Raw genomic sequence first — 15493 nt, 5'->3', positions numbered from 1 at the left:
ACTACTTTTTTCAATGAGATAATGGCACAAGTAAAATTCCTCCAAGGTAGCTCTCATACTTTATGTTGAGAGAATAGGTCAAGTTTATAGTTCCCAAATAGAATTTGGAAATCTAAGTGTATTGAAAATAATTAAAGAAAACTTGCTGAGTGCGGGTAGATACTGAAAAAAAAAGACGCTTTCATTTAACACGTCTTTACAAGAATGTCTTTCACTTCGTTCCTAAGTGGAGAGAATCTTCATCTCGCTCCGGTGGCGCTGATTTGAAAATAAGTGGAATTGAGCATTTTTTATTCGAATATCTCTTAAGTCTAATTACACAGGCGTTGATTAAACACAGATGTTGGAAAAAAATTTTAGCACTTGTGAATGCTTTGAAGGGTTGGTGGTACCCCCACCCTCAGCATTCCCCTTAAAGTGCGATCGCCTGTATTTGTCCGCTCTTGCGAGGTAGTGCCTCTCGGACTGCATCCGGTGGCTCTCTCTGCCACCGGATCGCGAAAAGCTCCTAGCTCATAACCTAAAATTTGTAACTTAACACTTGTATGGCGCTATTTTCCGGGAGATTGCTAGGGCTAATAGAGATCGTGTCACTCTGGCTGCGGCGCACTGCTACTCCATCCATTGATGTCAAAAATGTATCTAATGGGGAAATATCACACGTAGAAGCATCAGCTGCTTGTGTACGGTAATGGGTAGGAATCACTAGTTTGGGATTAATGACTTGAATGGCTTGCTTGGCTTCCTCCGCATTATAAGCTTTTGCTCCTCCGCCCACAGGAACTAACGCCACATCGGGACGCCCTATCAAAATCTTTTGCTCTATGGAAATAGGTGCAGCCGCTCCTCCTAAATGAAGGATGCTAATACCTCCTTGCTTCCACAACCAAGCGGTATTGATCCCGAATTGTTTGCCGCCTTTGCGATCGTGATTTATAGCAATTCCTTGAAATTTAATGTCGTTAAACTCGTACACTCCTGGCTCGTAAATGAGTTTGGGGTTTCCAGGTATATCTTCTACAGCACCCTCATCTAACAGTTGACTGCTAATCAATACCAAATCTGCTTGAACTTTGGGCGAACGATACCCTGCGGTACAACCTACTGTCCGAAAGGGATTTGCCAGAATTCTTACGCCACCACCAGTAAACAGAAAGGAGGTATGACCCAACCACTGAATTGATAATGAACCACTAGAGCGAGGCTTAGACTGAGCATTTGAGCGAGGCTTAGACTGAGCATTTGCTTGAAATTCAGAACTAAAACCACTCAGTAATGCTGTCCCTACTCCCGCCCCTGCATAGCCCACGAACTGTCGTCGTTTCATGAAGAATTCCGCTCTCTAGACTGCAATTGTTCCAGAAAGTTTCGCAATAATTGCTTTCCTGAATTTGTCAGGACACTCTCTGGGTGAAATTGGACGCCTTCAATATGAGGATAGTTCCGGTGTCGTACTCCCATAATTGTTCCATCCTCAACCCAAGCAGTGATTTCCAGCACTTCTGGGCAAGTGTCGCGCTCAATCACTAGACTATGATACCGGGTTGCGGTCATTGGATTTTCTAATTCTCGAAAAACACCGACTCCTGTATGATGAACCGGAGAAGTTTTGCCGTGCATTAATTCAGGTGCGGAAATAATCTTACCGCCAAAAACCTGACCGATGCTTTGATGTCCCAAGCATACTCCTAGAATTGGCAAGCTCGGTCCAAGTTGTTCGATAACATTTAGGGAAATCCCTGCATCTTCAGGACGACCCGGTCCTGGTGAAATCACGATTCCATCTGCTTGTAAAGCAATAATTTCATCTACGGTTATTTTATCGTTCCGAAAAACTTTGATATCGGAGGCAACTGGGAATTCTGCTGCCAATTCTCCCAGGTACTGTACTAAGTTATAGGTAAAACTATCGTAATTATCAATAACTATAATCACAAGTTATGGCTCCTGATTTCTGCCAATCATCATATCATTTTGGATGCTTAGATTATGTGGGAAGTTGTCAGGAGGAGCCATCGGCTAAATAACTGAGATAATTAAGACGTATAGCGGAGGTAATAACAGCATTGCCGCTACAAGCAGCGCTACCAGAGCGGATACAAGTACGGCTCCTGCAGCACAATCTTTAGCTATTTTTGCTAACTCGTGATATGTTTGCTTAACTGTCAGGTCTACTATAGATTCTATAGCTGTGTTCAGTAACTCTAATGCTAAAACTAAACCACTGGTAACTGCAATCACTGCTATTTCCACGGGTTTCAGTTGTAAAAAAAGGCTCAGAGCGATCGCTATAGCGCATACACCAACATGAATGCGAAAATTTCGCTGGCTTTGAAAAGCGTAGGTAATTCCGCACCAAGCATATTTAAAACTAACAAATAAATTAGAAGCAACTTTCCAGGAAAATTCCCGTTGTTTGGGAGCAACTGGCTCCAGGCAACTTGGAGTTGGTGGTGCTGAGACTTGCGGGGGCGATGAAACTTGTTGGGACATAGGCGTACACACGAGGGACTAAAGTAGTTATCAGAATTTTCGGATATTGTAATTGTGTAACAGGTATATAAACAATTTTTTTACAAGAGTTTTGTGAGATGACAATTCCAGAATAACACTAAGAAGTTATTAAGCAAGAGCTATTCTACGTTAATATCAATACCTATATCTTTCAGTAATATTACTTGCTGGCTCAGCATTTGGTTCAAACTCTCTTCATCTGGATGGTCCCAACCCAGAAGATGGAGCAAACCATGAGCAGCCAACCAGGCTAACTCTGTCTGTAGAGAATGCCCTTGCTGTTGGGCTTGTTGTTGCGCTGTCTCAATAGAAATAACAATATCACCGAGATACAAAGGGACTTCGGTGTCTATTTCTTCCCCTTGAGGGAAATCTACCTCAAGAGCAGCAAATGATAAAACATCTGTAGGTTTATTCTGATGGCGGTATTGAGAGTTTAGCTGGTACATTTCGCTGTTATCCGTTAAGCGCAACCCAATTTCATATGTTGGTGCTAGCGGAGACTCATTATCAAGTCTTTCCATCCACTGCTCAAACCAATTTTGCCAAGTTTCAGCAGTCATTCGAGTCCCGGTATCCCAAAAATCGAGATTTGCTGCTTGGGACGATTCAGCAAAACAGTCCTGCACGTACAGATCGACTTTCACCAGCTATAAATCTCCCGTACTTAAGTTATTGAGTTTTTCAGGGTGGCTAATGCCGAGCGACAACTTTGTGTAGTAGATATTTGCCACCCCACTTATATTTCAAATATCAAATTAGGATTGTTAATAGTTATCAATCAATCCCCCAAGTAAACTGATGACGCCTAGCGAGTTAAGTAAGCAAGACCTACCAAAACTGCTAAAAGACCTACAGCGGTCAGTAAAAAATGTTTGAGGGAGGTGAGTCGCTTCTGCACCATGTTTCTCATGGCAAGTTTTACGTAGCTAGGTTGAGGTTCCGTCGAAGAAGAGTCACTCATAATCTCTTGATAACAAACTCTAATAATAATGTAACAGTTTGTATAGTATATCGGTTAGTGGTTAGTCGAGAAACCACTATCAACTAACCACTAACCACTAACTATTTGCCACCAACTGATTTTCCTGCCTGAGATAGGCTTGGATAAATGAATCAATTTCGCCGTTCATGATATCAGCGATCGCAGTTGTTTCTTCGTTTGTTCGCAAGTCCTTGACCATTTGGTAAGGATGGAACACGTAGTTGCGGATTTGGTTACCCCAAGAAGCTTCCACCATATCACCCCGAATTTCTGCGATTTCCTTGGCGTGTTGTTCTTGGGCGATCACCAACAACTTCGCTTTCAACCGAGCGAGGGCTTTTTCTTTGTTTTGCAGTTGGCTGCGTTCTTCCGTACAGCGCACCGCTATACCTGTAGGAAGGTGAACAACGCGCACCGCTGTTTCTACCTTGTTGACGTTTTGTCCGCCTTTACCACCAGATCTAGAGGTTGTAATTTCCAGATCTTTCTCTGGAATTTCCAGTTGTACGCTGTTGTCTAGCTGAGGCATAACTTCTACCCCAGCAAAACTTGTTTGCCGCTTTCCATTGGCGTTGAAAGGCGAGATTCGCACCAGGCGGTGAGTACCCGTTTCCGAACGGAGATACCCATAGGCATAGCGCCCTGTAATTTCTATAGTTGCAGATTTAATACCTGCTTCATCGCCTTCAGACACCTCAGTAATTGCCACTTTATAGCCGTGGTTTTCTCCCCAACGGGTATACATTCGCAATAACATTTCTGCCCAATCTTGAGCATCTGTACCACCAGCACCCGCATTGATTGTCAACACAGCGCCTTTTTCGTCATACAGACCAGAAAGTAATTGGAGTAACTCCCATTGGTCGAGTTCGCGGTTGAGTTTGCTGACAGTAGATTCAGCTTCTTGAAGCAGCCCTTCATCCGTTTCCAACTCTAAAAGCTCTACCACAGCTTTTGTATCTTCCAAATGGGATTTCCACTGGTGATACTGCTGCAAGTGCGATTTCAGTTCATCAAGTTCTTGCAGTATGGTTTGGGCTGTGTTGCGGTCATCCCAAAATTCTGGCTGGGCTGAGATTTTTTCCAGGTCTTGAATTTTAGCAGTCAGTGCGGGTATGTCAAAGATAGTCCTGGGTTTTACCCAGGCGATCGGACAACGTTTCGATTTCGCGTTTGAGTTCTAAGACTTCCATAATGTTGACTGATGAAAGATCGCTTTGGATTATATGCGATCTCTATTAACTTGTTTACTTTTTCATTCTACCCACACTTGAACCAGTAGGTATTTTTTGCCACTAAGAAAATAGGAATTGGGGGTTGGCATCGGGATTAATTTTCCAGTCCCCAGTCCCCGATCCCCAATTCTCAAGACTTAATCGCGACTGTTAAAAGCAATCAGCAATCGCAAGATAAAAATAAAGAGGTTGATGTAAGTTAGGTACATCGATAAAGCGGCAGGTAGATACTGGTCATCGCGGTAAGTCCGGGGCAAGATGTAGAAGTCAACGACAGATGCGCCAATAAATAGAAAGACTCCCACACCCGAAATCCCAATTTCCAGCCAAGTCGGTGTATAAACACCAAACACGCTAAATAAAAATTGCACTCCAACGACGACTAGTAGAGCAATTATTCCTAAGTTAACAGTTCTGCTCAGAGACATACCGTCTGACTCAGAGAGATTTGAGCCAATTTGACGGGCAGCGATAAAAGTGACACCACAGCCGAGGGCTGCAATCCCAATACCTTGTATGCCGACACCTTGAGTTTGCAGTGCAAGAAAAATCAAACCACTGAGAGTGTAACCAGATAAAAGGCTGTAAGTTGCCAACAAGGGTAGTGCAACTTTTTTATTACCTTTTTCTGCAACATTCTGGGCAACAAAGAACAAAATCAATTCCACAATCACTGCCCCAATCACAGTGGGAAAGAACAGCGCTGGGTTAGTACGGATAATACCGAGTCCACCATAAGTCCCCAAAGCCGTGAGAACCAATCCACCTCCCAAGTAGGGCAGAGCATTGGCAATCACGTTGGGACCTAACAGGGCTTGCGTTTTAGCCTTAGAAATCGCTTCTCGGAAGTTGCTGGTATTGCTCATATTTCAAAAGGAAGAGGTTTTTTAGTTAAGAATTGTTGTTTGTGTTTACTTCTATTTTTACCGATCGCTTCTCCTAACAGCCACAAAGAAGAGGAATGCTCCCGATGCAGGAGCCAAAACACTCTTTATTTCCGGTCTCCCGATCTTTACACGATTTAACATTTCTCCGCATACCAGCTAGCTTTCTATGAATCCGGAGGCACAGAAAAAAGAATCAGTGTAAATGCTGATTCTTAGGGGGGAGGCTCCTACAAGTTCAGTGGAACAACGAATGGTGCCTAAAGGGCTTCCTAAGGAAAATAATGACAGCTTTGAAGAACATATACGCAACTCTTATTTTTCCCAAAAACCAGTAGTTACTAAAGAGGAATTTATTATGATGTCAACTAATCAGTCTTCTACCCGGTTTGACGGCATAGAATTATTACAGTTGTACCACCAGAACCCTTCTATTAAACTTCGCAATCAGCTCGTACAGTTACACACCGGGCTGGTACGCAAGATGGCTCATAAATTCAGCCATCAATGCAACGAACCATATGAAGATTTAGAACAAATTGGTTATTTTGGTTTAATAAGAGCTATAGAGCGTTTTGACCCAACCCAAGGCTACGCTTTTAGTTCCTTTGCTGTTCCTTATATTCGTGGTGAGATGCTGCACTTTTTACGCGATCGCAGCACCCTATTAAAAATTCCCCGTCGCTGGCAAGAGTTGTATAATGAAGGACAAAAAGTCCGTAAAGAATTATCGCTAACTTTAGGTCGTCCTCCCAAAGATTCAGAAATTGCCAGAGAACTTAAGGTATCCGTGCAAGAATGGCAAGAAACCAAGTTAGCTGCTCAAAACAGATTGCCTTTAAGTTTAGATGCTACCGTAGTTCAAAACGTTGACTGCCAAATCACCTTAGGAGAAGCATTACCCTGTCCTCGTTCTGCTGTTATCCAACAATTAGAAGAAGAACAGCAACAACTTCAAGGAGCAATTAATAAGCTAGAAGACAAGCCCCGCATGGCAGTTGAAATGGTGTACTTGAAAGAATTGTCTCGGAAAGATGCAGCCAAGAAAATTGGTACCAGCCCCATGACAGTCACCAGATATCTCCAAAAAGGAATCCAAGACTTAGTCACCATGTTACAACCACAAACAGTTGCAACAGGAATAGCAAGCTAATGGCTAATGGCTAATGGCTAATTGTACAAACCTCCACGAGCCATTTATAAATTTTTCAAATCGGAAATTGCTCCTTTTGTCATAGCAGCAATAGCTTTATCGGTAGCTTTAGGCAAATGATAGTATTTACCTCCAGCATTCTTGGCTAACTCTTTAGCAAACCCAGTAGAAACAAATTTGCTTTCAGTATCTATTACTAATAACTGCATTCCCACAGCTCGTATTCTGGCAGCAATGTCTAACAACTCTGCTTTTATGTCTGGTTTTTGCCCTGGTTCTTGGGGTTCACCCAAAGAACGCGACAAAGGAATATTGCCACGTCCATCGGTGATCGCTACAATTACGACTTGACCGATATCACCACTCATTTGAGCATTTAAACCAACACGTACAGCTTGCGTTAAACCATGAGCGAGTGGCGAACCACCACCGCATGGTAATCTTTCAAGACGATTACGCGCCAGTGCAATAGAACGAGTTGGCGGTAATAAAACTTCTGCTTGTTCTCCTCTAAAAGGAATCAGCGCAACTTGATCCCGATTTTGATAAGCTTCTGTCAGTAGTTGCATCACTGCTCCTTTGGCTGACTGCATTCTGTTCAGTGCCATAGAACCCGAAGCATCCACAATAAAAATAACGAGAGCACCTGCTTTTCTCACCAAACGCTTTGAGCGGATATCACCTTGCTCTACAAAGACTCGCTTTTTTGGAGAAGAGGGGGTAGACAACGGAGAAATGTTGCTACCTTGTCCCTTACTCTCATACCTCTGCCTTCTCGCCTTCTGATACGGGGCTGCAGTTCGGAGAGTCGCATCTACAGCGATGCGCCGTACTTTTCCTTTGGGCAACATCGGTTTGATGTATCGTCCCCGATCTTCTGAAAAAATTAAGCTGCGACTGCCAGATTTTCCTTGTCGCTGTGCCATTTGAGCAAAATAGAGCACGCTGGAGTCGAGAATGACTCCTTCAGGATCGAAGATAAATTCTTCAGGGACACTTGGTGGTTCTTGTTCTGGCTGTTCTTGGTTTTCTTCTTCTTGCTCCTCCTGCTCCTCTTGTTCTTGTTCGGAATTATCTTGAGGTTCTTCTTGATTCTGAGGTGGGGGAGGTGGTGGCGGTGGTTCTTCAGGCGGAGGTGTTTGTATAATAGTTGTCCGTGGAACTATGACGAGTTCCACCGCACGCCGCAAATCTTCAGCAGTGACTTGCGTGCGTCCATCTAAAGCCGCAGATGCTTTGGCAACTCGCACGGCAAATATTTCAGCACGATGTCCCTGAACTCCGCCACGGACTGCTTCTTCTACCAAGTAACCAATTTGTTCGTGAGTGATGGTCACTTCTTTTAACCATTCCCGTGCCAAGATAATTTGGGTTTTGAGGGCGTCTATATCTTCGCTGTACTGTCTGAGAAATTCTTGCGGCGATCGGGAGTAGGAAATTGCTTTTTCGACTGCTGCGACTCGATCGTCTAAACCAAGGACACCATCAGCAGAAAGTGCGATCGCAATTCTATCGAGTAAGTGTTCTCGCAGAGTTCCTTCTTCTGGATTATAGGTGGCGATGAATAAGGACTTGCAGGGATGCTGAAAACTAATCCCTTCCCGTTCTATCTGGTTGCGTCCCTCTGATAAGACTGTGAGAAGCTGATTTGAAATTTGATCGTCTAATAAGTTAATTTCATCCACATAAAGAACACCTCGATTTGCTTGAGCAAGCAAACCGGGTTGAAAAACGGTATCGCCTTGTTTTACCGATTCTTCTACATCCACAGAACCCAAAAGTCTGTCCTCTGTTACGCCCAATGGAATTTGGACAAAAGGTGCGGGAATGATTTCTGTTTCTACTGTTGTGGACTGGGTATCCTGCGCTTCAAGGTGTTCTAAAATTTTGTCATCCCATTCTTCTGGATGATTGGGGTCGCAATTGCTAATAGAACCTTTAACAACTTCAATCGGTGGGAGTAAGGCGTGGATGGCACGCGCCATAACTGATTTTGCCGTACCGCGACGACCTGCGATCGCTACACCTCCCAAACCCGGATCGACTGCAGCTAACAGCAGGGCTATCTTAATTGCTTCTTGTCCGACAACGGCTGTCAGGGGAAAGGCTGTACTGAGAGGGTTAATGGTAGGCGCGGGCATAGACATTTTGAATAAAAGTTAATCTAGAATTTCAGCATACCAAACATGATTGTCCCTGAAAATCCAAGTTGAAGGCGATCGGGTTTTTGCAGTCGCATAATATACTGTTAATTTTAGGTTAGAGGATATCTGAAAAGTTTTTGGCGATCTATCAAAGTTTCACAGATCCTCCCAAATCCACTTTCAGAAGGAGCATCTCAATTTGGAAAAAACACACCTGCGATTGGAAATCGCGGCTATACAAACAAAGTCCGCCTGCGCGGACTGCTCTTAAGCCTGCCTCCGCAGGCTTAGCTTGTATAGCCGAGGCAGCGCGTTGCGGAGAGCAGTGCGGTCTTGGGCTTTGCCCAAGAGGAGCAACTGCGGAGGGTTCCCCCCGTTGAAGCGCCTGCCGTCCAGAATTCTATTCTGAGGGCAATGTGCCAAATTGGGATGCTCCCCTTTAACAAGGGGGACTGCGGGCTTACTCGTCTTTGCGGTTAATAATTTTATAAGTACGAATCTTTACATTTTTCACCATTAGGCGTCGCATCGGGGTAGTAGGTAATTATTGCCTTTTCCTTCCTGACAAAAACTGTAGGAAAAATTTTTCCAGTTTCTCGATCGCTTGCATTATATATGCAAGCTCCGTCAGTTTCTCCTTGCAGTTTAAAGACTCTTGTGACATCTAAAAGCATTTCTTGAGCATTACTAAGATAACCGTATCCTTTAATAACATCTGTCACTAATTGGTTACCTTGCTTGATGACAACTCCTAATGTATATATAACTCCAGGAACAACTTCCTCGCGAGTCGTATCGCTGACATAGCGTCCTCCAATTCCCAGATTTTGTAATTCTAAATACCTGCCATAAAAATGTAAGCCACCAATATCATTAGCATTATAGATTTCTCCACAAAAAATGTGTTCAAATCCGCGACGTTTAAACCAAATTTCTGTTAAATCTTCTAAAAATTGTGATTTTTGCTTGCGTCCCGGACGCAACTCCCCATTGCTTGCTTGCTGAAGTTTTTGCAAGACATCTGGATAATATGACAGCAACCTTTTGAATTTATTGGGGCTAACTCTAGTCCCTATAGAGCCGCAGACATTCAAGACAGCTTTGTCAAACGGATTCAGTTGTGGTGGTGGCGGGGAAATATCGAGTTGTTGTCCTTCAGGGAAATCTACGGGTACGGGATTGTTTTCACTGTCAAAAAAGGGGATGAGTTTGATATCTTTTTGCTGAGCGTTTGCGGAGTTTTGCAACCAAATTGGGCTAGTCAGCAAAAAGATAGTAAAAATAGGTGCTAATAGCTTGAGTTTCATTTGCAAGATAATTTATTGTACCTAGCAAAAAATGAGCCCTCAAGTGATGGAATTTCCACCCGATTGAGGACTGAGGAAATTTCCACATCCCTTTCAAAGGGATGGGATTCTCTTGGATCTTATTAAATATGAATTCCACACTCTGTTTTACCAGTTCCACGCCAGCGTCCAGCACGCTCATCTTCACCATCTGCTACTGGAGTTGTAATTGGCTCATCACCAATGCTTGGATAACCTTGGTCATGTAATGGGTTGTAAATAACACCGTGTTCTGCAACGTATTCCCAAGATAGCTGGCGCGTCCAATTTGCTAGAGGATTGATCTTGAGGCGCTTGTTACCATCTAATTCAAAGATGGGCATATTAGCACGGGTGACAGCTTGATCGCGGCGACGTCCGGTAATCCACGCAACGGTGTTCAGTTCCAAAAGACCTCTTTGCAAAGGTTCTATCTTGGTAACTTCATGGAATTTAGCGATGTCTGTATCCCAAAGAGCTTCCCCATATTTAGCGACAAAGGCTTCACGACTGTCTACGTCAGGGGTTTTGTAAACTTTCAAATCCAAGTTGTAGATGTCTTTTGCTTTGGCAACAAGTTCTAGTGTTTGTGGGAAGTGGTAAAGGGTATCGAGGAAGATAACGGGGACTGGATGCTTGAGTTCTCGATACAGAATATCAGTAATGATGATGTCATCAACGTTGAAGGCGCTGGTTTGTACCAGTCCGGTTTGGTGATTTTGCACAGACCACGCCAGTATTTCTCTTGGATGAGCGGTCTCGAATCTTTCATTTAACTTGTCTAAGTCAAGAGTGGTACTTTGGGGTCTAAACGCAGTGGTCATAATTTTCCAGTCCAATTGTTCCTAGCTTGAATGTAACTTAATTTTACACCACAATGGCACATAACTTGGTCGGAATTCTGGAAAAGATAAATTCAGTACATTGAGTATAAATTAGTATCTTTTAACACCAGTAACAACTTGGCAAATAAGTCTTCCATCTCTAAATTGATGACTGAAGAGAGTTTCAGTAAAAATTATAACTGTAAAGCTTGAGGTGATTGCGGATTATTACCTCCGTTACAGCATAGAGTGTCGCAAAGAACACGAAGGAAAGATAGAACCCTCGACGCAGATGGATTTACGCTTGTGCGAGATAACCAGTTTTTTGTGTATGATATTTTGTATTATAATATAATACAAAGAGTGGATTTTTTATGCATCAAGATTCTACAGAGCAAACAGCTCCGGTGTCGCTTTCTGAAAAACCGGACCGTTCGGTTCTTACTGCTCGTGCAGTTGCTGCATCCATCGCTGTCGCTTCTGCCCATGGCATTCGAGTTGAAGACCCCCATGTACTGCATAATACTTATTCGGTGAGAGTCCACCTGCGACCCGCGCCAGTGGTCGCCCGGATCGGTACGATCGCTCCCATATTGCGATCGCCTATTGAGTCTTGGTTGGCACGCGAACTCTGTGTAACTGAGTTTTTGGCAGCGCAAGGTGCTCCAGTGGTTGCACCTAGCGACCTCTTACCGCCAAGCCCCCACGAACACGATGGTTTTATGATGAGCTTTTGGCGCTACGTTCCACCTGTCTCTGACACTTTACCAGATCCTGCAATCGTCGGGCGAATGCTTGCCGATTTGCATACCGTTCTGCGGGATTATCCTGGCGAACTACCGCTTTTGACACCTCTTAACGATATTCCACGCGGGCTTGAGCGTCTGAAACAGGTTGGTAACATTCTTCCTGAAAGCGATCTGACACTGCTACAAGAAACATACGACCGCCTGCTTCCTGAATTAGATAACTCTGTTGGTTCATTGCAACCACTGCATGGAGATTCTCATGCATTCAATTTAATCCACACTTCAGAAGGGATATTGTGGAACGATTTTGAGGACACTTGTAAGGGTTCTATCGCTTGGGACTTAATCAACCTTAACGATGAAGGCATCTCAGCTTATCCTAACGCTCCCGACCTTGGAAAGCTAGAGCCATACCATAAGATGCGGCAGTTACACGCTGTCGTCTGGGTATATGCACTTCTGCCAGAGTTACCGGATTGGGTTGAACCTGCTAAAGCCATACTCAATAACTTGCGTGCTACAGAAATTGCTGATGGCAAACGTTCTTGAGCAAGCCACCAGCTTTATGGATGCCGATTACAATTAAGTGAATGCGCTGACTACAGTTTAAGGGAACAGGCAGTACAAAAGCTACTTACAGCTTCGGCAAAGTACTGGTTCTGCTCCATTAATGCCATGTGTCCGCCCGGTTTGATAGTGACTCTTTCAGCTTGAGGTAATTCTGCTTTCATGCGATCGCTCGCTACGGGTTTAGTTGCTATATCTGTTGCACCACAAACAACCAAAACAGGAACGTTAATTTTTGCCAGTGTCTCTGTTTCCTCATGTTTAAACATTGCCAATGTACCGCGAGCTAGAACTCCAGGCGAACCTAATGCTGATAATATCGCTGCAAAATTAAGTTGACCGCGTGTTTCTGTACCTGTAAATCCGGATAATTCTACGCTCACATACAGCAAACCATTGAGATATGAAAGCCAAGTCATCAACCATAGAATCGGTGACAGCGCGATCGTGAGGTACAACAGGGGTTCAAGTAATGGCTTTTGCAATTTACGTATCAAACTGCTAAAAATACAAGTCTTGACTGGATTGGTGTAGGTAGTATCTACAAGAATTAAGCCAGCGACCCTTCGCCCCAAATGCTCTGGAAATAACCTACAGAATGTCAGGTTAATCATCCCGCCCATACTGTGTCCGAGCAAAATAACTGGCTTATCTCCTGCTATGGCAACAACGGCTTCTAAATCGCGGGCATATTTCTCAAGGGAGTAATCGTTATTTTTTGGTCTAGTGGATTTTCCCAGCCCTGGTAAGTCCCAAACAATCACGCGGAAGCGATCGCTCAGTTGTCGCTTAGCATAGTACCACACCGTACTGTTGGGTCCCCAACCGTGTGAGAGAATAATTGGTGGTGCATCTTCATCTCCATAAAATTCTACTTGCAATACGCTACCATCAGGTCGTGACAGACGCTTTACGGTTTGGCTGCGGATAAATTTTGGTTCTTCTACTCCACGACGACGTAGCAGGGGCAAACTTATAAAACGACCGCCAAAAGACCACAAAACCATCGCCAGCCCACCTACTAAATATGGAGTCCCTACCAATTCCCGTTCATACCACTCATAAAGAATGTAGATTCCCCCACCGAGAACCCCAATCGATAGCAGTTGAAAGAACCATACGAGCAGGAAATTGAGAGGCACGAACACCATGAGCTTAAACCTCATAAGCTGCGTTGTCTTTTAGGTTCATACCACAGTGACAATCGTTTAATTTTCCACCTCAAGAATGATTTAAAAGCTGTTCTTAGGGCGATCGCAATTTAATGACTTAGAAGTTTGAGATATTATTGAAATTTTCCTAGATTCAATTTAGTCAGAAATGCCTGAAATGGCTGTAAGTCAACAGGTTGACTGCGAAAACCGATGTAACCATCCGGACGGACAAGGTAAAGGCACTCGAAATGTGCGCCATAGCGACAGTGCATTTCGCCAGTAGTATCAATCAATTCCAGGTCATTACCACTGATGGATTGAGTTGTAACGAGGTAGGGTTGAATCAATGCCCCATGTTGAGCTTTTATCTGTTGAACCCATCGATTTAACTGTTGAATGCGTTGCGGCTGGACAGAAATGCCCGTAAATATCAATAATTGATGACGTGGATCGTTTGCCCAAACTTCAAATAATCGTTGGGTCTTGCCTTTTGCAACTACACCGATGGCATCAGGAGCGCGATCGCCCGCAGTTGCACCTCGATCAAAATCAAAATGGTCGCGGATTCCAGGAGATGAACCACTTTGAAACAACGTTTGCAATCGCTCTAAGAGCGGCATTTCATATTCATCTACGATGGAGCTATGGCGATAGTTAATGGTAAAACCAGCGATCGCCCGCCGACCTAGCGATTGCACAAATCCTAAATGGGTAGCGAAGGTGAGTAGGTGATTTCGCAGGTCAGTGGCGATCGGCTGGCGGAGCATGAGGGCGTGTTCTGCTACTTCTGTGGCAGGTAACAACTGTTTGATAATGGGATAGCGTTCGCTGTGGTAACTATCTAACAACGCCTCGTTACCAAAGCCTTTAAGAGATAGAGCGAGTTTCCACGACAGGTTGTAAGCATCTTGAATTCCCGCATTCATCCCCTGTCCTCCAACCGGGCTGTGAATGTGTGCCGCATCGCCAGCCAGGAATACCCGTCCTTGACGGAATTGCTGCACCATCCGACTGCTAATGTAAAAAGCAGAAGCCCACGTGATGTCGTGAAGCCGTGCGTTAATGCCAGGATGTTCATCCATTAATGCTTGCATCAATTCCAGTGTTGGTTTTTCGGGCTTCATGCGTGGATCGTCTTGTTGCATGGAGACGATGACTCGCCAAAGTCCTCCAGGCATTTCTCCAAACACCAACATCGATTTTGAGTTCATGTAGAGATATCCATCCTCACCGGGTCTTTCCTGTTCCCAGTCAATCTGGCAATCAACGAGATACTGTCCTTGCATCTTGACCCCTTCAAAGTCAAGATTGAGCAACTTGCGGACGGTGCTGCGTCCACCGTCACAGGCAACTAGGTAGGATGTTTCCACCTCTTCTTCATTACCATTGGCGTCTCGTAGAGTTACCCAAACATTGTCAGTAGTTTGTTTGAGTGCTGTCATTTCTACTGGACGCTCTACAACTACGCCAAGCTCTTCTAAGCGACTAAGCAAAATTCGCTCTGTCCCGCTTTGGGGCAGCATCAGCAAGAAGGGATAGGGAGCATCGAGTTCGTCAAAGGTGAGGCGACCAAGGTATTTACCCTCAGCATAGAAAGAGAAACTATGCACTTGCCGTCCCTGCTCCAGCATGGGTTGTAAGACTCCCATGTGTTCAAAAATTTCCATCGTGCGGGAGTGAGTGCCTAGTGCCCGCGATTCTATTAGGGGACGTGGCATAACTTTATCGACAATGCGACAGGAAATGCCCTGTTGTGTGAGTGCGATCGCCATAGTCAAACCCGTTGGTCCAGCACCGACGATCAATGCTTGTGCTTGAGAGTGAGTCATCGTGTTGCCATTCTTCTTTAATGCGTCTCATTAAATTTTACTAAACTGTTTAGTAAACTTACCACACGGTTTAGTAAAATAATCCTTAAGATGGAGTCAGTTAAACTCGCTTAGTTTGGTAAAGCCCTCA

Annotated in this window: 14 protein-coding genes; 2 read left to right on the top strand and 12 right to left on the bottom strand. The window is 44.2% G+C overall.

Annotated features, from left to right (window positions below; translation table 11 throughout):
- Window positions 1-520: 520 nt before the first annotated feature.
- From AB0756_RS03150 to AB0756_RS03120, 7 genes are all read right to left on the bottom strand, one after another.
- On the bottom strand, window positions 521-1327 hold the full coding sequence (locus tag AB0756_RS03150) for an MBL fold metallo-hydrolase (protein ID WP_038095040.1): 807 nt from the start codon (window positions 1325-1327) through the stop codon (window positions 521-523).
- Complete coding sequence (locus AB0756_RS03145; RefSeq protein ID WP_038095039.1) at window positions 1324-1935, bottom strand: anthranilate synthase component II; 612 nt, start codon at window positions 1933-1935, stop codon at window positions 1324-1326. Before AB0756_RS03145 ends, AB0756_RS03150 begins: the two co-directional genes overlap by 4 nt.
- An 84-nt stretch (window positions 1936-2019) precedes the next feature.
- Window positions 2020-2493, bottom strand: a complete 474-nt coding sequence (locus AB0756_RS03140; RefSeq protein ID WP_038095038.1) for a diacylglycerol kinase family protein — start codon at window positions 2491-2493, stop codon at window positions 2020-2022.
- 140 nt (window positions 2494-2633) lie between these two features.
- Window positions 2634-3161, bottom strand: coding sequence for an rRNA maturation RNase YbeY (ybeY, locus tag AB0756_RS03135; RefSeq protein ID WP_038082603.1), 528 nt, complete (start codon window positions 3159-3161; stop codon window positions 2634-2636).
- A 161-nt stretch (window positions 3162-3322) separates the two neighbouring features.
- A complete protein-coding gene (locus tag AB0756_RS03130; protein ID WP_072040810.1) occupies window positions 3323-3478 on the bottom strand; it encodes a DUF3285 domain-containing protein in 156 nt (51 codons plus the stop codon).
- Window positions 3479-3575: 97 nt separating this feature from the next.
- Window positions 3576-4692 (bottom strand): peptide chain release factor 2 gene (gene prfB, locus AB0756_RS03125; RefSeq protein WP_137986540.1). Its coding sequence is split into 2 segments (ribosomal slippage): window positions 3576-4619 and window positions 4621-4692, totalling 1116 coding nucleotides; the frame shifts between segments, so codons are not numbered across the junction.
- 179 nt (window positions 4693-4871) lie between these two features.
- On the bottom strand, window positions 4872-5600 hold the full coding sequence (locus tag AB0756_RS03120) for a Bax inhibitor-1/YccA family protein (protein ID WP_038082602.1): 729 nt from the start codon (window positions 5598-5600) through the stop codon (window positions 4872-4874).
- A gap of 379 nt (window positions 5601-5979) precedes the next feature.
- Here AB0756_RS03120 and AB0756_RS03115 point away from each other — a divergent pair, with 379 nt between their 5' ends.
- A complete protein-coding gene (locus tag AB0756_RS03115; protein WP_038082611.1) occupies window positions 5980-6771 on the top strand; it encodes an RNA polymerase sigma factor SigF in 792 nt (263 codons plus the stop codon).
- Window positions 6772-6815: 44 nt separating this feature from the next.
- Here the strand turns inward: AB0756_RS03115 and bchD are convergent, their stop codons facing one another.
- The 3 genes from bchD to cysH form a co-directional block, all read right to left on the bottom strand.
- A complete protein-coding gene (gene bchD, locus AB0756_RS03110) occupies window positions 6816-8912 on the bottom strand; it encodes a magnesium chelatase ATPase subunit D (RefSeq protein WP_038082601.1) in 2097 nt (698 codons plus the stop codon).
- A gap of 488 nt (window positions 8913-9400) precedes the next feature.
- Window positions 9401-10222: an EndoU domain-containing protein gene (locus AB0756_RS03105; RefSeq protein WP_038082600.1), complete on the bottom strand. Its 822-nt coding sequence runs from the start codon at window positions 10220-10222 to the stop codon at window positions 9401-9403.
- Window positions 10223-10344: 122 nt separating this feature from the next.
- Entirely contained in the window at window positions 10345-11064 is a 720-nt protein-coding gene (gene cysH, locus AB0756_RS03100; RefSeq protein WP_038082599.1) for a phosphoadenosine phosphosulfate reductase, read from the bottom strand.
- A 374-nt stretch (window positions 11065-11438) separates the two neighbouring features.
- Between cysH and AB0756_RS03095 the strand changes: the two genes are divergently transcribed.
- Window positions 11439-12362, top strand: a complete 924-nt coding sequence (locus tag AB0756_RS03095) for a phosphotransferase (protein WP_082051850.1) — start codon at window positions 11439-11441, stop codon at window positions 12360-12362.
- A 50-nt stretch (window positions 12363-12412) separates the two neighbouring features.
- Here the strand turns inward: AB0756_RS03095 and AB0756_RS03090 are convergent, their stop codons facing one another.
- Window positions 12413-13531: an alpha/beta fold hydrolase gene (locus AB0756_RS03090; RefSeq protein WP_038082598.1), complete on the bottom strand. Its 1119-nt coding sequence runs from the start codon at window positions 13529-13531 to the stop codon at window positions 12413-12415.
- 134 nt (window positions 13532-13665) lie between these two features.
- A complete protein-coding gene (locus tag AB0756_RS03085; protein ID WP_038082597.1) occupies window positions 13666-15363 on the bottom strand; it encodes an FAD-dependent monooxygenase in 1698 nt (565 codons plus the stop codon).
- Window positions 15364-15493 lie beyond the last annotated feature (130 nt).

Origin of the sequence: Tolypothrix campylonemoides VB511288_2 (assembly GCF_045999855.1) — a bacterium.
Lineage (GTDB): Bacteria > Cyanobacteriota > Cyanobacteriia > Cyanobacteriales > Nostocaceae > Scytonema > Scytonema bouteillei_A.
The sequence above is the reverse complement of the archived record's forward strand: the minus strand, read 5'-3'. Positions and strand labels throughout refer to the sequence as shown.